This window comes from Staphylococcus caledonicus (genome assembly GCF_016238465.1).
Lineage (GTDB): Bacteria > Bacillota > Bacilli > Staphylococcales > Staphylococcaceae > Staphylococcus > Staphylococcus caledonicus.
In genome coordinates this window covers 66,185-84,893 of record NZ_JABTXV010000001.1, presented here as the reverse complement: position 1 = coordinate 84,893, position 18,709 = coordinate 66,185, and the positions used below count along the sequence as shown (strand labels likewise).

The 18,709-nt window shown below is 36.0% G+C and carries 20 protein-coding genes; 6 read left to right on the top strand and 14 right to left on the bottom strand.

Annotation, left to right across the window (positions count from 1 at the left end):
* Window positions 1-2 precede the first annotated feature (2 nt).
* The 4 genes from mvaD to pta all read right to left on the bottom strand — a co-directional run bounded on the left by mvaD (window position 3) and on the right by pta (window position 4,363).
* A complete protein-coding gene (gene mvaD / locus HS848_RS00400; protein ID WP_198610864.1) occupies window positions 3-986 on the bottom strand; it encodes a diphosphomevalonate decarboxylase in 984 nt (327 codons plus the stop codon).
* Window positions 987-990: 4 nt separating this feature from the next.
* Entirely contained in the window at window positions 991-1,914 is a 924-nt protein-coding gene (gene mvk / locus HS848_RS00395) for a mevalonate kinase (protein ID WP_107507198.1), read from the bottom strand.
* Window positions 1,915-2,534: 620 nt separating this feature from the next.
* Window positions 2,535-3,374: a lipoate--protein ligase family protein gene (locus HS848_RS00390; protein ID WP_198610863.1), complete on the bottom strand. Its 840-nt coding sequence runs from the start codon at window positions 3,372-3,374 to the stop codon at window positions 2,535-2,537.
* Window positions 3,374-4,363 carry a phosphate acetyltransferase gene (pta, locus tag HS848_RS00385; RefSeq protein WP_107506023.1) on the bottom strand — a complete coding sequence of 330 codons (990 nt, stop codon included), beginning with the start codon at window positions 4,361-4,363 and terminating at the stop codon, window positions 3,374-3,376. Before pta ends, HS848_RS00390 begins: the two co-directional genes overlap by 1 nt.
* Before the next feature lie 173 nt (window positions 4,364-4,536).
* Here pta and hemQ point away from each other — a divergent pair, with 173 nt between their 5' ends.
* From hemQ to HS848_RS00370, 3 genes are all read left to right on the top strand, one after another.
* Entirely contained in the window at window positions 4,537-5,286 is a 750-nt protein-coding gene (hemQ, locus tag HS848_RS00380; RefSeq protein WP_107507201.1) for a hydrogen peroxide-dependent heme synthase, read from the top strand.
* Between the two features lie 401 nt (window positions 5,287-5,687).
* On the top strand, window positions 5,688-6,455 hold the full coding sequence (locus HS848_RS00375; protein WP_107507202.1) for a threonine/serine exporter family protein: 768 nt from the start codon (window positions 5,688-5,690) through the stop codon (window positions 6,453-6,455).
* Between the two features lie 12 nt (window positions 6,456-6,467).
* Window positions 6,468-6,920, top strand: a complete 453-nt coding sequence (locus HS848_RS00370) for a threonine/serine exporter family protein (RefSeq protein ID WP_107507203.1) — start codon at window positions 6,468-6,470, stop codon at window positions 6,918-6,920.
* 88 nt (window positions 6,921-7,008) lie between these two features.
* Here HS848_RS00370 and HS848_RS00365 read toward each other — a convergent pair whose 3' ends face one another.
* The 4 genes from HS848_RS00365 to HS848_RS00350 all read right to left on the bottom strand — a co-directional run bounded on the left by HS848_RS00365 (window position 7,009) and on the right by HS848_RS00350 (window position 10,030).
* Complete coding sequence (locus HS848_RS00365; RefSeq protein ID WP_107507204.1) at window positions 7,009-8,487, bottom strand: APC family permease; 1,479 nt, start codon at window positions 8,485-8,487, stop codon at window positions 7,009-7,011.
* 91 nt (window positions 8,488-8,578) lie between these two features.
* Window positions 8,579-8,947 carry a DUF423 domain-containing protein gene (locus HS848_RS00360; RefSeq protein WP_198611668.1) on the bottom strand — a complete coding sequence of 123 codons (369 nt, stop codon included), beginning with the start codon at window positions 8,945-8,947 and terminating at the stop codon, window positions 8,579-8,581.
* A gap of 27 nt (window positions 8,948-8,974) precedes the next feature.
* A complete protein-coding gene (locus tag HS848_RS00355) occupies window positions 8,975-9,370 on the bottom strand; it encodes a DUF5327 family protein (RefSeq protein ID WP_198610862.1) in 396 nt (131 codons plus the stop codon).
* A complete protein-coding gene (locus HS848_RS00350; protein WP_107507207.1) occupies window positions 9,371-10,030 on the bottom strand; it encodes a uracil-DNA glycosylase in 660 nt (219 codons plus the stop codon). It lies immediately after the preceding gene.
* 139 nt (window positions 10,031-10,169) lie between these two features.
* Between HS848_RS00350 and thiD the strand changes: the two genes are divergently transcribed.
* The 3 genes from thiD (at window position 10,170) to vraX (ending at window position 12,673) form a co-directional block, all read left to right on the top strand.
* A complete protein-coding gene (gene thiD, locus HS848_RS00345; RefSeq protein ID WP_198610861.1) occupies window positions 10,170-11,000 on the top strand; it encodes a bifunctional hydroxymethylpyrimidine kinase/phosphomethylpyrimidine kinase in 831 nt (276 codons plus the stop codon).
* Between the two features lie 218 nt (window positions 11,001-11,218).
* A complete protein-coding gene (locus HS848_RS00340) occupies window positions 11,219-12,370 on the top strand; it encodes an FAD-dependent oxidoreductase (protein WP_198610860.1) in 1,152 nt (383 codons plus the stop codon).
* Between the two features lie 132 nt (window positions 12,371-12,502).
* Window positions 12,503-12,673, top strand: coding sequence for a C1q-binding complement inhibitor VraX (gene vraX, locus HS848_RS00335; RefSeq protein WP_157947854.1), 171 nt, complete (start codon window positions 12,503-12,505; stop codon window positions 12,671-12,673).
* A gap of 433 nt (window positions 12,674-13,106) precedes the next feature.
* Here vraX and HS848_RS00330 read toward each other — a convergent pair whose 3' ends face one another.
* The 6 genes from HS848_RS00330 to hxlB all read right to left on the bottom strand — a co-directional run bounded on the left by HS848_RS00330 (window position 13,107) and on the right by hxlB (window position 18,707).
* Complete coding sequence (locus HS848_RS00330) at window positions 13,107-14,516, bottom strand: MFS transporter (RefSeq protein ID WP_198610859.1); 1,410 nt, start codon at window positions 14,514-14,516, stop codon at window positions 13,107-13,109.
* 190 nt (window positions 14,517-14,706) lie between these two features.
* Window positions 14,707-14,970, bottom strand: coding sequence for a hypothetical protein (locus HS848_RS00325; RefSeq protein ID WP_198610858.1), 264 nt, complete (start codon window positions 14,968-14,970; stop codon window positions 14,707-14,709).
* The gene (locus HS848_RS00320) at window positions 14,960-15,340 is read right to left on the bottom strand and encodes a protein VraC (protein WP_198610857.1); all 381 of its coding nucleotides are present in this window, start codon (window positions 15,338-15,340) and stop codon (window positions 14,960-14,962) included. Before HS848_RS00320 ends, HS848_RS00325 begins: the two co-directional genes overlap by 11 nt.
* A complete protein-coding gene (locus tag HS848_RS00315; RefSeq protein WP_198610856.1) occupies window positions 15,288-16,454 on the bottom strand; it encodes a thiolase family protein in 1,167 nt (388 codons plus the stop codon). Before HS848_RS00315 ends, HS848_RS00320 begins: the two co-directional genes overlap by 53 nt.
* On the bottom strand, window positions 16,451-17,836 hold the full coding sequence (locus HS848_RS00310) for an AMP-binding protein (RefSeq protein WP_198610855.1): 1,386 nt from the start codon (window positions 17,834-17,836) through the stop codon (window positions 16,451-16,453). The genes HS848_RS00315 and HS848_RS00310 overlap by 4 nt, the downstream gene beginning before the upstream one ends.
* 322 nt (window positions 17,837-18,158) lie before the next feature.
* The gene (hxlB, locus tag HS848_RS00305) at window positions 18,159-18,707 is read right to left on the bottom strand and encodes a 6-phospho-3-hexuloisomerase (protein ID WP_107507222.1); all 549 of its coding nucleotides are present in this window, start codon (window positions 18,705-18,707) and stop codon (window positions 18,159-18,161) included.
* Window positions 18,708-18,709: the final 2 nt, after the last annotated feature.

Below are 18,709 nucleotides of genomic sequence, written 5' to 3'. Positions count from 1 at the left end.
CCTTACTTAATTATTTCGATTCCTGATTTCGTGATATCACTTGTAATAATTTGTTCTTGGTCAAATGTTTGTAGGAATTTATCTACAATTGCTTGTTGGTTTTTCTTTTCAATAAGAACTTTAACATTAGGGCCTGCATCCATTGTAAAGTAACAAGGAAGTCCTGCTTCTCTACATTCATGGACGATGCGCATTGCCTCATAGCTTTCTGGAACTAAATATGTAAATGGTGGTTGCGCACCTAAATTAGTTGCGTGCATACGTAACCCATTCGCTTCAATCACTTCACCCATACGTTTGAAATCTTTATTAGCTATTGCTTCTTTTGTTTCTTTTAAATCTGCGTCTACATGATCTAGCCAATATTGATAGAAACGTGAAGTTTCACGTGTTAAGGACATACCTGAACGGCTTGAAACCTTTTTCGATTTATTATTAATTACAACGAAGATCATGGCCAAGTCGTCTTCCCAACCATGTGCATCAATGCTGTGCGCAAATGAAGTCGCATCGTCATGACCCTTTTCCCATTCGGCAAAGCCACCGAAGACACTACGTGAAGCTGAACCAGAACCACGGCGTGCTAAGCGAGATAAGTCTTTATCAGATAAACCTAATTGGAGAGCTTCATTACATGCACCAGCTAATGCTGCATATGCGCTAGCGGAAGAAGCTAACCCTGCCGCTGTAGGGACAAAGTTCTCACTTTCAATCAGTGCATGTTCAGTAATGCCCGCTTCCTTACGAATCATTTCCATGTAACGTTTAATCTTGGCACTTTCTTTAGCATTCACTTGTTCGCCATTAAGAACTAACTGGTCTTCAGTTAATGCCTCATCAAATGTTACACGCGTTTCAGTATAGAAACGTTCTAATGTAACTGATAAACTATTATTCATCGGAATAATCAGCGCCTCGTCTGCTTTACCCCAATATTTAATCAGTGCAATATTCGTATGTGCACGTGCTTTACCGCTCTTTTTCAATGGTTTATCCTCCTAACTTCTCAATCCATGTGTGTTGTGCTCCAGCTTTTTCTGCAGCTGCTACGATATTTTTAGCAGTCTTTAATTCTTTCGCTAGAATCAACATACTGCCACCACGACCGCCACCAGTTAATTTACCAGCGACTGAGCCATGTTGTTCGCCTAATTTAAGCAACATCTCAATTTTCTCATGACTTACAGTTAACGTTCTTAAATCATCTTGGCATTGATTGAAAACATCTGCCAATTGATCAAAGCTATGATGTTCGATGGCGTCACTTGCTGAATATACTAAAGAACCAATATGTTTAATAATATCCATATATTTTTCATCGTTATCACATAATTGATGAACGTCTTCAACCGCTTGTTTTGTCGAGCCTTTGACGCCTGTATCAATAACGACCATATATCCATCTAAATCTAATGTTTTGAGGATTTCTACTTCCCCTTTTTGATACCATACAGGTTGGTTTGTGACGATTGTTTTAGTATCGATTCCACTTGGTTTACCGTGCGCGATACGTTCAGCCCAGTCCGCATTTTCTAATAATTCTTTGTCAGTTAATGGTAAACCTAAATAATCATAACTCGCTCTAATAAATGCGACAGCTACTGCCGCACTTGAACCTAATCCTCTTGAAGGAGGTAAGTTGGCTTGAATTCGAACTAATAAAGGCTCTTCTACTTCTTTAATCTCAACGAAATGACCAACCAATGATTTCAAATGTTCTGGTGCATCATACAAAGGTCCGTCATAGACATCACTTTGAATCGCTGAATAACTGCCTTTTTCCAAACTTTCAATCAACACTTTAACTTTTCCTGAAGTAAACGGAATCGCAATTGCCGGTTGTCCAAATGTTACCGCATGCTCACCGATTAATATTATTTTACCGTTAGACTCCCCATAGCCACGTTGTACCATGATATCTCACCTTTAATATTCTTTCTGAAAATTATTTCGAGGCTCGCATACACATTCATTGTGCTATACACCCTCAATTGTTATCCCGCATTGTCTTATAATTATGTAGGTCACTAGGTTACTATAAGCGATTACTCTATACACCCGGTTTATCAACATTAAAAAGTACGGGCATATCCTAGTTTCCATATATCTTCTGTTTATCATTAATTGTTTAATTATCTATTTGTTTATAACAATATGTTTATCTACATCTATCAAATTTAAATTTAATAAAAAATTATGTTATAAAACTCATACCAATAAATAGTATAAAACTCTGTTAAAATTAGTTCAAAACTTAAAAATATTAATACCCTAAATTTCGAATTTAATAACATAATCTACTGCCTTATGACAGTTTTTTAAATTAGTCCACCTAAACTATATTACTATAAAAATTATTAGGAATATAGCAATTTGCGATGATTTTCATAGATTATTCGGTCTTAAATTACTTTTTTTGTGCGAAAATGAAGGCAATAAAATCTTTAAAATTGCATTAAAATTTTATCGCCTTTCAAAAAAAGAGACTTTTCACTACTAATAAAAAGTAATAAAAAGTCTCTAACGTTTATTCACTATTCGGCCATGGAACGATTCATCTTCTCGTTACGCTCAATCATCTTATTAAAATAACCATCGTAACGTTGCCATTCATCGTCTGTAATTGACTCCATGTTTAACTTGCCGCCTAAATCTTTAATCGCATGTAGTAATTGGAACATCACATCTTGCACTTTAATTTCACGTTTGAACAACGTTTCTAATGATGCCATACACTCTGGTTGAATATCTGGATAACTAAATTTAGTTGTCTCGCCTTTAAGTGCACGTTCATAAAAGACACGCATCATCTCTGCACGTTCGGCACCAGAGCCTTCTACGCACAAATAAATTTGTACGGCAATGCCACCACGTACACGTCGTTGTGAAATACCTGCAAACTTTTTGCCATCAATACTTAAATCAAATTTCCCAGGACAATAAGAATGCTCAATTTCTCGAGTATCTATATCTACATCTTCGTCTTCAAACATTTTACAAATTAGTAAATACATAACTGTAAATGCTTCATCGATAGTTGTTTCAGTTTGTCCTTTGAAAATAAGCGAGATATTTAAAATGCCTTGATCAAGTACCACACCGAGTCCACCTGAATTTCTCACAATCGCATTATAACCAATCTCATCGGTTAAATATTGGATGCCGTCTTTAAGATACGGCAAACGAGAATCATGAATACCAAGTATCACGGTATGTTGATGAATCCAAGTTCTTACTACATTGCATGATAAATCTTTTCCTACACTTTCTGAAAACGTGTCATCAAACGCAAATGACTGCATTGGCGCTAAACCAGAAGAATGATCTATATAGCGCCAGTCAATGTCATTAAAATATTTGCTTGCTAAATCCATTATTGTAATGTTTGAGCAGCAGTGATGATTGATAATTTATAAACGTCTTCAGTTGAGCAACCACGTGATAAGTCATTTACAGGTGAATTTAAGCCTTGTAATACTGGGCCAACTGCATCGAATCCACCTAAACGTTGTGCAATTTTATATCCGATGTTACCAGCTTCTAAGCTTGGGAATACGAATACGTTTGCATCACCTTGAAGTTTTGCACCTGGTGCTTTTTTCTCAGCAACAGAAGGTACGATAGCAGCGTCGAATTGGAATTCACCATCGATAACTACGTCATCTAAGCCTTCAGATTTAATTTTTTCTTGTGCTAATTGAACAGCATTTGCAACTTTATCAACATCGTCAGATTTAGCTGAACCTTTAGTTGAGAAACTTAACATTGCTACGCGTGGATCCATGCCAAAGCTTTTAGCTGATTTCGCACTTTCAACAGCGATTTCTGCTAAGTCAGATGATTCTAATGTTGGGTTGATAGCGCAATCGCCAAATACATATTGTTGGTCATCTTTAATCATAAAGAAGATACCAGAAGTTTTAGATACACCTGGTTTAGTTTTAATGATTTGTAATGCAGGACGTACAGTGTCGCCAGTAGAATGTGCAGCACCACTTACTAATCCGTCAGCGTGACCTGCATAAACTAACATTGTACCGAAATAGTTCACATTGTTTAATAATTCGTCCGCTTGTTCTTCAGTTGCTTTACCTTTACGGCGTTCAACGAAAGATTTAACTAATTCTGGTTTTAATTCACTTGTAGATGGATTGATTACTTCGATATTTGAAACATCTAATCCTTTATCTTGAGCTAATAAATTAATTTTGTCATAGTCACCTAATACAACAGGTGTTACATAATCAGTTGCTTGTAATTGTGTAGCAGCTGTTAATACACGTTCGTCTTCACCTTCAGGTAATACGATTCTCACATTTTTTCCTGAAAGTTTTTCTTGTAATACATCTAATAAACTAGACATAAGGCCCTCCTAAATAATTTCATAATTATGTTTGCACCTTAATTATACTTTATTTTATACGAGATTTCCATTTCACTAATTTGTAATCATTTAGGTATGTCTCCCTATATGCTTTATGATAAAATTTAACCTGTATTAAGTGATAAATATCTTAGTTTAAAGGAGCGATATACATGAGCGAAGCAGCCGAAACTTTAGATGGTTGGTATAGCCTTCATTTATTTTACGCTGTAGATTGGGCGACATTTAGATTAGTGCCCGAAGATGAACGTGAAGCGATGATTAATGAGTTTAAAGCGTTTATTAATGATAAAGCTAGCGCTAGAGATAACCAAGCAGGTGATTATGCGCTCTATAATATTACTGGTCAAAAAGCCGATATCTTATTATGGTATTTACGTCCAGAAATGAAAGAATTAAATGAAATTGAAAATGAGTTAAATAAATTACGCATTGCCGATTTCTTTATTCAAACATACTCTTATGTATCAGTAATTGAATTAGGAAATTACTTAGCAGGTAAATCAGATGAAGATCCTTACCAAAATCCACATGTAAGAGCACGCTTGTATCCTGAACTACCAAGATCAGAATATATTTGTTTCTATCCAATGGATAAACGCCGTAATGAAACATATAACTGGTATATGTTACCAATGGAAGATCGTAAAAAATTAATGTATAACCACGGCATGATTGGTCGTAAATACGCAGGTAAAATTAAACAGTTTATTACCGGTTCAGTAGGTTTCGACGATTATGAATGGGGCGTAACATTATTCGCAGATGACGTCTTACAATTCAAGAAAATCGTCTATGAAATGCGTTTTGATGAAACAACTGCTCGCTACGGCGATTTCGGTGGTTTCTATATAGGCCATATCTTAAACACTGAAGATTTCGAAACATTCTTTGCAATTTAATTACAAATGAAATATTGATATATAAAATGAGGGTTCAAGTTGGAACATTACGTTGCCAATTTGAACCCTCTATCTCTAGGGCCTAACCCCTAGCTTCTTCGTGTAGTATGTGTTGGGAGAACTTAATTACTACTCTGAATCATTAACATTCGTAAAAATATTGTCGCTACCCAATATTATTCACAAATTGTTAACTAATTATTATTTAACCAAATTGTAATATTTTGAAACATTATGTGGAAAATTTGTTTATACTTTTTAATTTAAATATATTGCAACATTATACTATTCTGTTTTTATGAAATTTTTTTATCAAATTGCGAACATTTTATTAATAACAAGTAGTATTTTCAATATGCATACACTATAATAATGAGTACATCTTAACAAATGGTGATGAAATGGATAATATAAAAACAAATGAAAATGCAGATGAAAAATTAATCAAAGACGTGGTTATGATGGCCGGTCGTATCTTATTAGAGTCAGGGGCGGAAGGCACCCGAGTCGAAGATACGATGACACGTATTGCTCGCAAATTAGGCTATTCCGAAAGTAATAGTTTCGTTACAAATACAGTCATTCAATTTACATTACATAATGAATCGTATCCACGAATTTTTAGAATTAACTCGCGTGATACCAATCTCATTAAAATCTCTCAAGCAAATGAAATTTCTCGCCTTATCACTAAAGGTGCAATTTCACTCGAAGATGCAAAGAAAGAATTGGAACATATTTACGTGGCTAAGCGAGATAGTAGCTTACTTTTTAAAGGAATTGCTGCAGCTATTATTGCTATTAGCTTCCTCTATCTACAAGGTGGCCTACTTATCGATGTCTTCACTGCCTTATTAGCTGGCGGTTTAGGTTATTTAGTGGTTGAAATATTAGATCGTCGTTTACATGCACAATTTATACCGGAGTTTATAGGTTCCTTAGTCATTGGAGTCATCTCCGTTCTTGGACATTCACTTGCTCCTAGCGGTGATTTAGCCACTATTATCATCGCCTCTGTAATGCCAATTGTACCCGGAGTACTCATTACCAATGCCATTCAAGATTTATTCGGTGGTCATATGTTGATGTTTACAACGAAATCACTAGAAGCCCTCGTAACTGCTTTTGGTATCGGTGCTGGCGTGGGTTCAGTATTAATTTTAGTTTAGGAGTGCACACACATGTTTTGGATATTAAATTTATTATTTAGTTATATGTCTTCATTCTTTTTCTGTGTAATATTCGACGCTCCTAGAAGATTATACTTATCTTGCGGTTTTGTAGGGGCATTTGGTTGGATGGTTTATATTCTGTTTTACCATGGTTTCAGTATTCATACGATTTATTCAAGCTTTCTTGGTAGTCTAGCGTTAGGTCTGATTAGTCATTATATGGCTCGCAGAAAGAAAGAACCCGCTATTATATTTATGGTTCCAGGCATTATCCCTCTCGTACCAGGAGGCCTAGCTTTCGATGCGACAAAGAACCTTGTCTTATTAGAATTTGGACAAGCAATTAACACAATGCTTGAAGTGACACTTATTGCCGGAGGAATTGCTCTAGGATTACTATTCGCAGACCAAATCTCTAAAATTATCATCTCTGGCTTCGATATAAGAAGAAAACGCATTTAACTTCATATTAAATATAAAAGCTTCGAATGGAATTTAAACAATCCATTCGAAGCTTTAACTATATCTACATATTTATATTATTTTTCAGCTATTTATTCGTATCTTCTATCATTTCTTCAACTTCATGTTCAGAACGATTTAATATCAAACGACTTAATTCATCACTGTCAATTTTCTTCAATTTAGGATAACGAATCGCAAAGAAAATCAATCCGATAATTAGCCAACCACCTAACGCTATATAAGATGGCGTTGAAAGTGCTGCTGGTGAACCAGGCACTAATAATAATAGAAGGAAAATGAATGACACGATTGAGCCTAAAATTGCGAATGTTTTATAAATTGGCCCATACGTATTACTTTGTTTATTATAACTAAATAATTTAGCTGCTGATAAACATGTTACAAAGTAGGCAATAGATACACCTGTTGATGACATATCTACAATCCAAGTTAAGGCAGTACGGCCTAACCAAGGCGCAATTAATGTTACTGCTACTAGGAAGATGATTGCCACATAAGGCGTTTTATATTTACTGTGTAATGTGCTAAAAGCTTTTGGCATAATGCCAGAACGTCCCATTGAGAATAGTAGACGACTCGCACTCATTAGGAAACCGTTTAAACCTGTAAATATTCCCATAATAATCGCGATAGCTAATACACCTAAACCTACATAGCCAAATGCAGTTTGTGTCTCAGCGCCAGTCACCCATAAATTACCATTTAAGCTAGCATTGCTTGTGCTTAACCAGCCAGTATATAGAAGCATAACAACATAAGTTAATGAAGCTGCTAATAAACTATACACAATTAATTTAAATGTTTTATCTGGTGAAAAGTTAAATTCTTCAGCAGTTTGTGGAATATTGTCGAAACCAACATAAGCCCACGGTGCCACGGCTACAATCATAATAATTGAAGTAAACCATCCACTCTTAGGATTTGCTAATGGTTGTAAGTTACCAAAATCAAAATTATTACCAAAGAATGAACCGACGAACATTAAAATAACCACAATGACCATCGCCACACAGAAATAATACTGTAATGAACCAGAAACGCTTGCGCCACGAATCGCCACGAACATGAATACAAGTAATAAGATTGTCGCTATAATAATCTCAGTTATGTACACGTCCCAGCCTGCGACGGTGTAAAGTCGCCCATTATTTAATATATTTGGTAATAAGAATTTAACTAACAAACTAAATGCGGTGGCGTTCAATGCTACCACACAGACGTAACCAAACGTTAAAAACCAAGATGAGAAGAAACTAACGTATCTCCCGAAACTTAAATAACTAAATGCAAATGCCCCACCTGAAACAGGGAACTTTTCAACTAGTGCGCCATAACTTACCGCGATTAGAATCATTAGTAATGCACCTATAACAATACCAATCGATGCAGCAATCGGACCCGATTGTTTAATCCAATCGCCAGGTAAGATGAACGCGCCCCAACCTATACATGAGCCATAAGCAATTGCCCATACAAATTTTTCGGAAAGGTTTTTCTTCAAATCCCCTCTATCTATATTCGGATTCTCTTTTTCTTTACCCATAAAATAAACTCACCTCAAGTATATTACATACCCTGAAGGTGAGCTATTTAATCTCAAATCAGTATTCAATATTCAAATAGAATATGATTAATTATCCACCAAATTTAAATGTAGAAATGATAAGCATTAACCAACCTGCAATAAAGAGTACGCCACCAATTGGAGTCACTGCTCCTAATATACGGATTTGCATTAACGCTAAGATATATAATGAACCACTAAAAAACACGACACCTAAGAAAATAAGCCATCCTGCCCAATTCACATTAATTGACGTTGTACCACCAATTACTCCAATGATAAGCAATCCAAGACCATGATACATTTGATAATTTACCGCTTTTTCCCATACAGACATGTACTTGTCTGAGAGTTTATTTTCAAGACCATGTGCACCAAATGCACCTGTACCTACCGACATCATCGTACATAATGCCCCTAGAATGATAAATACTTTCATCATCGTTGCTCAACCTCCTTTTTCAATTTAAAAATCAAATATTGAATCTCCGTTACCAATTTCATCATCTGTCACCATAGTATTCGATGGCAAGCTCTCATTAGTTGATGATTTCATAGAATGAGGTACTTTACCACCCATTGCTTCAATTTCTTGCGCCGTCACTGTAGGTTTATCTTGAGGAGTAGTAGTCGTTTGATGCGCTACGTGATCAGTCGTTTTACGTTTATTTTTTGAAAATGAGTTCGCCGTCACCGTATCTGTAAAATCATGACTTTGCGCATTGCTAGATGACCCTTTAGCGTAAAGTGATGTTAACGTATGAATCGTATACATATGTTTTTCAAATTGGTGTTCATTCACCGCTTCGTCTGCTTGTACTAATTCCTGTTCAATTAATCGAATAATATCGTCTCTATTCATCTAGCTTTCCCCGCTTTCACACCATTGTATTGGCGTTTTACCTTTAGATTCTAAAAACGCATTAGCACGTGAATACGGTTTTGAGCCGAAGAACCCACGATACGCAGACAATGGGCTTGGATGTGGAGATTTAATAATATGATGTTTAGAAGTATCGATTAATTTAATCTTTTGTTGTGCAGGTTTACCCCATAGTATAAACACCACATCTTCACGATGCTCTGAGACCGCTTTAATGACTTCATCCGTGAATGTCTCCCAACCAATATCTTTATGAGAATGTGCTTCACCTTGACGGACAGTCAAGACAGTATTCAATAATAATACACCTTCACGCGCCCAATCTTGTAAATGTGGCGACGTTCTATGACAACCAATATCATCTTCTAATTCTTGATACATGTTTCTTAATGATGGTGGAAACTTCGCATTCGGTTGTACCGAGAACGCTAAACCATGGGCTTGATTTGGACCATGATAAGGATCTTGCCCTAGTATAACTACTTTAATATTTTCAAACGGCGTTAAATCAAATGCTTGATAGATATTCTCTTTATCTGGATAGACCACTTGCGTAGTATATTCTTTTTCTAGAAAATCATGCATTGCTTTAAAGTCGTGTCGTTCTGTAATGTCATGAAATATTTCTGACCATTCCATCGCATTCACCTCATGCCATATTTTAACATAATCGCCCCCTTTTCAGTTACCGATTTCTCCCATAACTTGTAGCTAGCAAGAGTGAAGAAAAACGTGATATGATAGGACGTAGATTAGAAACTATCGGGAGTGAATAGATATGGCTTTAAAAAAAGTATTAACAATTGCAGGATCAGATACTAGCGCGGGAGCTGGAATGCAAGCAGACCTTAAAACATTCCAAGAATTAGACACATATGGCATGGTCGCTTTAACTGCTGTCGTAACAATGGATAAAGAAACATGGTCTCACGATGTCACACCTCTTCCAATGGACTTATTCGAGAAACAACTTGAAACAGCAATTTCTATTGGACCAGATGCTGTAAAAACAGGTATGTTAGGCACTCAAGAGATTATTAAACGTGCTGGCGAAGCATTTGAGCAATCAGGTGCGCAACACTTCGTAGTTGACCCAGTTATGGTATGTAAAGGTGAAGACGAAGTACTTAACCCAGGAAATACTGACGCAATGATTGAATATTTATTACCTAAAGCAACAGTTGTGACGCCTAATTTATTCGAAGCCGGCCAAATTTCTGGCTTAGGAAAATTAACTTCAATCGACGACATGAAAAAAGCAGCTGAGATTATTTACAATCAAGGTGCTCAACACGTTATCATTAAAGGTGGCAAAGCCTTAGATCAAGATAAATCATACGACTTATACTATGATGGTAATCAACACTATCAATTAACTACAGACATGTTCCAACAAAGTTATAACCACGGTGCAGGATGTACATTTGCAGCTGCTACAACAGCTTATCTAGCAAACGGTAAATCTCCTAAAGATGCTGTAGTTAGCGCTAAAGCTTTTGTAGCTTCAGCAATTAAAAATGGATGGAAAATGAACGACTTCGTAGGCCCAGTAGATCATGGTGCCTTTAACCGTGTAGAACATATTGAGGTTGAAGTTACAGAAGTATAAACATTAAAATAACAACAACTTTCTCGTATAAATTTTAACTATTAGCTTTTAATTCTCTTAGCACTCGTCATACAAAGTGTTAAGTAAGAATTAAAAGCTTTTTATTTTAGTCAATTTTTTAAATTTAACTTTATATAAAGCAAAATATGTTTAAATTAATGCTTTATGACGTAAACTGTGAGTGCACTAATACTTTTCAAATTAAAGGAGTTAATATTATGGCTGAATTAAATAAAGACATAGATGTAAAAGAACCTATCACTATTATTGGTGGCGGTATTGGAGGCTTAACGTTAGCTCGTGTATTATACGTCAATGGTATCCCTGCAAAAGTTTACGAAGCTGACCCTTCCCCTGAGGCACGTACACAAGGTGGTCAATTAGATATTCACGAATACAATGGACAAGTAGCGTTAGAAAAAGCAAACCTAATGGATGAATTTCATGCAATTATTCATGAAGGTGCGGATGCAGCACGTATTCTAGATTCACAAGGTGAATTACTACTTGATGTGCCAGCTGATGATAGCAACGGCCGTCCAGAAGTTCTACGTGGTGACTTACGCCAAATTTTATTAGATTCATTACCAGAAGAGACAATTGAATGGAATAAAAAAGTAGACCATATTGAAGAAATTGAAAAAGGACAATATAAAGTAGTATTTAGAGATGATAGTTCTGTTACTACAAGTAAACTTATCGGGGCAGACGGTGCATGGTCTAAAGTCCGTAAATTATTAACGGATGTGACACCTGATTATGTAGGTACTACGTTTATTGAAACTTACTTATATGATGTTGATAAACAACACCCTAAAACAGCTGAAGCAGTTGGTAAAGGTGCAATGTATGCTCTAGCACCTAATAAAGGCTTTGTAGCACACCGTGAAGCGAACGATATTATTCATACTTATATTGAAATGAATTGCGATTTAGAGTGGATTAATAGCATGGATTTTTCAAATAAACAAGAAGTTATCAATACAGTTTTACCTGAATTTGAAGGTTGGGCGCCTGAAATCACAGCCTTATTAACTGATTCAGATTCAGATATTGTAGCACGAAAAATCAACGCTTTACCTGACAAACACCGTTGGGAAGATAAATCAGGCGTTACCTTAATTGGAGATGCAGCACATTTAATGGCGCCATCAGGTGAAGGTGCTAACTTAGCGATGTTAGACGCTGCCGAATTAGCTGAAGGCATTGCTAACAACTATGATAATTTTGATGAAGTTATTAAAGAATATGAAAGTCGTATGTTCCCTAGAAGTGAAGAAGAACAACAAGAATCTCATGAAATATTAGATATCTGCTTAGGTCAAGACAGCCCAGATCGCTTTGTGAAATTATTCAAAGGTGAACTGTAATCTCTAGGTATTTAGTCGTAGTTATTTATCAGTTGTTCGTCGTATTTAAAGTTAGTACTTGGGGCTCATGTTTTTATTAGGAAAATGCCTTACTATATTAAGTGTAGAGAGGCAAAGGAGGAATCACACATCATGATTATCTACAAACAAAATATAGAAAACGGTACCCCAATGTATGAAATCATCACTAAAACTTTCAAGACGATTACGGTAAAATTCGATGAAACGTTTAATAAAAATCAGATTTATAAATTGCTCTCTCTACTTGAAAGTGACCTTGATAATATGAAAGTGTATTATTAAGTCAAGTTAACACCAAGAAGTACAAAAAGTGTTTTCCAGATTGAGAATTCAAACAGATGAATTATTCCTAAAAATTGATTTTTAAGTGCTTATGCCCCCTAACACTAAGTAGCTTGAAAAGTCATTAATCATTCCTAACTCACCTTATAAAAATAGCGTCAATGTTAGCCAAGGATTGTCCCCCTTTGGAAGCTTAGAGAGTAACTTTAAGCCGAACTAACATTGACGCTATACTTTTATGTATTAAGGATTGCTTATTTAACCATCTGCCTTGCATTATTGAAACATAACACCCTTTTTATAATGTCCCACTCTTATATAGATTATAAAATCCCACATATAGTCAAAATACAAAAAATACTTGAAGATGAGTGATTTCTATCCGAAATCTCATCTTCAAGTCTTTAGTATTGCCAATATTTTTTACTAAAGCTTATGCTTTTTTATTCTTCTTGTTTCTAATCCACCATAATGCTTTTTTAGGATGCTTTTCATAGTATTGAAGATCTTGTTTATTATCGACATTAGGGTATGAACCTTTGAGTGATTTTCCAGCAGTACTTACGTGAAGTAATGCGATCACAATAAAGCCAATAATACTAATGGCAGTTAAATAATATGCTGGCGCATAAATATTACCAGTTTCATGTACTAACCAAGAGTTCACTAACGGTGTCGTACCACCAAATAATGATACAGAGACATTAAACGTAACCGCTAATGTACGATATCTAATATGCGTAAAGAACATCGTTGGTAATGAACCAGGCATAGTCGCTTCATACGTTGATAAGAAGAAACCTAAGATAAACACACCTAAAATAATAAATGGTAGTGAATGTGTATTTAATAAACTAAATGCTATAATGCTGAATAATGTTAAACCAGCTGTACCGATTAAGAAGACTTTCTTCTCACCGATTTTATCTGCAAGTTTACCAAAGAATAACGCTAACGGGATCATGACTGCCATAACACATGTAATTAATAAACTTGTTGTTGTTTCATCTACTTTAACTACTTGGCCTAAATAAGTTGGTAAATAAGCAGTTACTGTATAGTTCGTTACGTTAAAGAAGACTACTGCTACGAAACAAACAAGAATGTCTTTGAAATAGTAACGAATAATCGTAAAGAAACCAATATTATCACGTGCTGGTGATTCTACTACATCTTGTTCATAAATTGGAGATTCTTCAAGTTTACGACGTAAGTAAAGACCGAATAATCCAAGGAATAAACCTAAGATAAATGGAATTCTCCAACCCCAAGCTTCCATTTGTGCATCATTTAAGAAGAAACTTAGTAACGCAATCATAATTGAAGCTGCGATGTAACCTGATAATGTACCTATTTCAAGACCACTACCTAGGCTATTACGTTTTTTATCTGGTGATATTTCTGCAATATATGTCATTGCACCTGCATATTCCCCACCAGTTGAGAAACCTTGTAAGACCCTAGCAAGCAATAAGAGCGCCGGCGCCCATAAACCTATCATGTCATAGTTCGGTAAAACCCCGATAGTCAATGTAGATAAGGCCATTAAAATAATTGTGGTTGTTAATACAACTTTACGTCCAAATTTATCGCCAATAATACCAAATACTATGCCCCCTATTGGTCGTAATAGGAAAGCAATCGCTAATGCTGCGAAAGTAAATATTTGTTGGATTTGAGGATTCTGAACTGGTGAAAAGAAATTTGCGCCAATGTAGGCTGTTGTATAAGCGTACACACCAAAGTCGAACCACTCCATGGCGTTACCAATACCCGTGGCAAAGACCGTTTTCTTTGCTGTCTGAGCATCCACCATGTTAATTCTATCTTTTTCAAAGTCCATGATCTGTAACACTCCTTCTATTTATGTTACATAATTATACAGACCTAATGTATCTTGTCAAATTTATTAAATTTAATTTAAATTCAAAAATACAATAATATTCATTTTACAGAATTTAAAGATAATTAGTGAATGCGCTTACATTGTAAGTCTTTTCATTCCAAAATTCATTACTATAATAAAAAATGATTTAGTCTTTTTTTGCAATAGTAATTTTTATTTCATTTCTCTCATTTTTTACTATAATTTTACTTTCCGAAACCATTTCAAATTCCACAAACTCATCAACGATAGTGGTTTGAAGATATTTAATGCTGTATTTTTCCCAATTCACTTTACATATTAAAAAGGCTTTTTCAACGATAAGCTGACCAGGAACAATGTGAGTATGTATTGGATTATGATCATTTACTAACTTTAAATATTGTGTCATTAACTCATTATTAAAAGTCATACGACGATACCTCTTTTATAAAAGTTTGTTCGATAATCATACATGTTTTATCATTATTATTTATTTTTAATTCAAAGATAAATTGGTCAAATTGCTTTACCTTAGTAGAGCGTTTATGCGTTAAATATGCACAATATTGTATGTTACTTTCTAAATTTTCATACTTTTCAACTTTAGTGCGAACTAACATAATTTCTTCACCTAAAAATGATTGAAACATCTCAAATTTTGGCCAAAGTTGTGCGCACATTAAAGTTGGAACCACGCCATTGTAGTCGTACCCTATCATTTCACAATAGTTACGCACGTCTTGGTCCCTAAATCTCACATGTTGTGCTTCCATGTCCCCACTTTTCAAAGAGAACCGCATTACCCATTCCTCCTCCGATACCCATAGTATCAATACCTAATTTCCAATCATGCATATTAAACAGACGCGCGACCAAAGCTGCACCACTTGCACTATACGGATGTCCAGACGCAATTGCGCCACCCCAGCGATTCACTCGATTCATGCATAGATGCAACTCATTTATAGAAGCTAATACTTGTGAACTAAACGCTTCATTTAACTCTACGGCATCGATATCTTCTATCGCTAATCCCTGTTTATGTAATAATTTAGAAACAGCCGGCACCGGTCCAATGCCTAACACTGTAGGATTAACCCCTGTTGTAACTGCATCCTTAAAGACGAGACCCTCAGAAACCCCTAGCGCTTCAGCCATCTCTTTATCCATGATTAAAGCTAGCGCCGCTCCATCATTCTTCATACAACAATTACCAGCCGTCACCGTGCCCTCAGGTAATAAAGGACGCAAGCGATTTAAACGTCTTTCATTTAACGTTGGTTTAATACTTTCATCCCTATTAAACCATTCCCCCTTCACTTTCAACGGCTCAATTTCACGACTAATATCTCCGTTGTCAAAATGTTGAGACGTCAGTTGATGACTCCGTAACGCAAACGCATCTTGGTCTTCACGCGATACATTATAATACTGCGCTACACGTTCCGCCGCTTCAATCATACTCGGATCCTGACCTTCAGGCGCAAATGACGCACGCTCATAAAACTGTGGTAACTGTGTCTCATACACCGATTGTGGACGCTTCATCTTCCACGGTGCACGACTCGTACTCTCCACGCTACCCGCAATATAGATACGCCCAGCCCCACACTGCACCATCCGACACGCATAAATAATACTCTCTAAACCCGAACCACATTGACGATCCACCGTTACACCAGGGATTGCATCACTCAAACCCGCTTCCAACAACGCCTTACGCGCAATATTCCCACCATTACCGACAATATTACCTAACACCACATCATCAATTTGATCCATTATCGTAGGATATTCTTTTTTTATTTTTTGAAAAAGTGGTAAAACTAACGCCTCAGGTTCTAAATGTTTTAACGACCCACCATACTTACCAAACGGTGTCCGCTTAGCCCATACTATGACTGCTTCTCTCACGATTCAAACGCCCCCTTTAAATAAAGTGATCGAACGCTACCACGCGCAACCTTACCACTATTGGTATAAGGCAACGTCTTTACCTTCACAAGCTTAGAAGGCACCTCATACCGTGATAAAGTTTGTTGTAAATAACGTCGTAAAGTTACATAATCAAGTTCGCGATTCCCTATATAGATAAGCACCGCAATCTCACCAAAACGACGATGCGGTTCCCCAATCACTACCGCTTCCTCTATGCCATCTAACTGTTTAACGCGTTGTTCAATCGCATTCGGATAAACATTCTTGCCCCCTATAATTAGGCGCTCACTTTTCCGACCGACTAAATAAAGATGATGATCTTTGATGTAAGCGAAGTCGCCCGTCTCAATCCAACTATTCGGTGACACAACTTTACGGTTAACATAGCCTGAATAAATCATATTACTTTGTACTTTAAGTAACCCAATATTGTTATCATCTTGCTCTTCCAATCGTAATTTAACATTGTTAAAAATATAACCGACTGATTGTGTAGGCGCAGTTTGATTAAAATTGTAGCTAATAAAACTCGCTTCTGACGTGCCAAAGAATTCAATAATATTGGCTTTTGAAAATTGATGCGTCACTTGTTGAAATAATTGTGGCGATAGCTTAGCGCCACTGCTAAATATCGAGGTAAGACAAGCACATTGCATATCTAAATTAACAATTTGATACAACATCGTGGGCACAAGGAAGAGTGCGCAATGTTGAGTTTGTTGTTGTAATTGAAGCATTAGCTTGCGTGCGTTAAAACTACGTTGTCCGACAAACGTTCTGCCCGAATACAATGCAAAGATGCAAGTATATAATGATAACGAATGTGCCAGGGGCCCTGGCGCAATTAGTAGACATTCATTATGGTGTAAGAGTTTTTCATTTTCAGCGTAAGAGGCAAGCCATGAGGGTTCATTACGATAATAGGCCTTTGGTAACCCAGTGGTGCCAGAAGTAAATCCAATATGTAATAGTTGTGTGATTTGAGACTGTTCCTCATCAATGTGTGGGCCGACTTCATGTGAAGATATAGGCACTAATCTTTTATCTGAAGACATAACGTACTCAATATGGTATGTATCAATTAATTTATCAATTGTTGTTTGCGACCATTGTGCATCTAAAAAACAAGGTACACCATGACTCATTAATATAGCAAAGTAATGAATCATATTACTCATAGGTGCATCACTTAATAAACCTACACGTGTGCCTTCTTGTAGATTAGGAAACTGAGATTTAGTATGTATCACTGTTTGGTATAACTCTTTATATGTTAATGTTTCATCATCAAATTGAAGCGCAATACAATTAGGTTGGGATATCGCATAATCTTGAAGTTTACGTAAAATTTCTAACATAGTTTAACCCTCTTAATGTCAACTTTATTTTATAATATGTTAACATTATATAAAATTTTGCGCACATAAAAAAATAGGGAGCGATGACAGAAATTTAGGGAGCGGGACAGAAATCTAATGTAATTTCAAAGATTTCGTCGTCCCGCCCCGGCAAGGTTGACTAGGAATGAAGAAAGTGAGGCTCGAACGTATCTTCATTTCAGACAACTACTGCCAAATTTCAAAAGTCTCATAGACTTAATCCAAGAAGACCAACTAGTAATAAAGAAAGTATAAAAAAACAGTCCAGAACATTACTGTCCTGGACTGCTTACTATATATTTTATTCTAAATTCGCATGATTACTTTGCATAGTTTCTTCGTCGACATTGAACGTTTCCATTAATCCAAGAACGACACTATCTAAAAATAGAAGTGACGCTTGTTCGAATAAACTGCCTAAGGGTTGTTCTGACCCTTCTGCATCATGTTTTGTTCCAGCTGGAAGCTCAATGATAGTTTCTGCTAATTCGCCAATTGGAGAATCAGATTTTGTCGTTAATAGTACCACTTTTGCTCCAACAGATTGCGCTTTATCTGCTAACAAACGTAAGTGTTCTGTTGAACCGGAACCAGATAAAATAATGAACAAATCATGTTCTTTAATAGAAGGTGTAGTAGATTCACCTACTACAAACGCTTCTTTACCTAATTGATTAAGACGCATAGCGAAACTGTTCGCTATAAACCCTGAACGGCCTTTACCAGCCGTAAATATTCTTTGTGCGCCATTAATATCATTGGCAAAACGATCATATTGTTCGTCTTGAACATGAGATAATGTACGATCTAATTCATCAAGAATCAGACGATAATTTGTAAATTGAGACATCA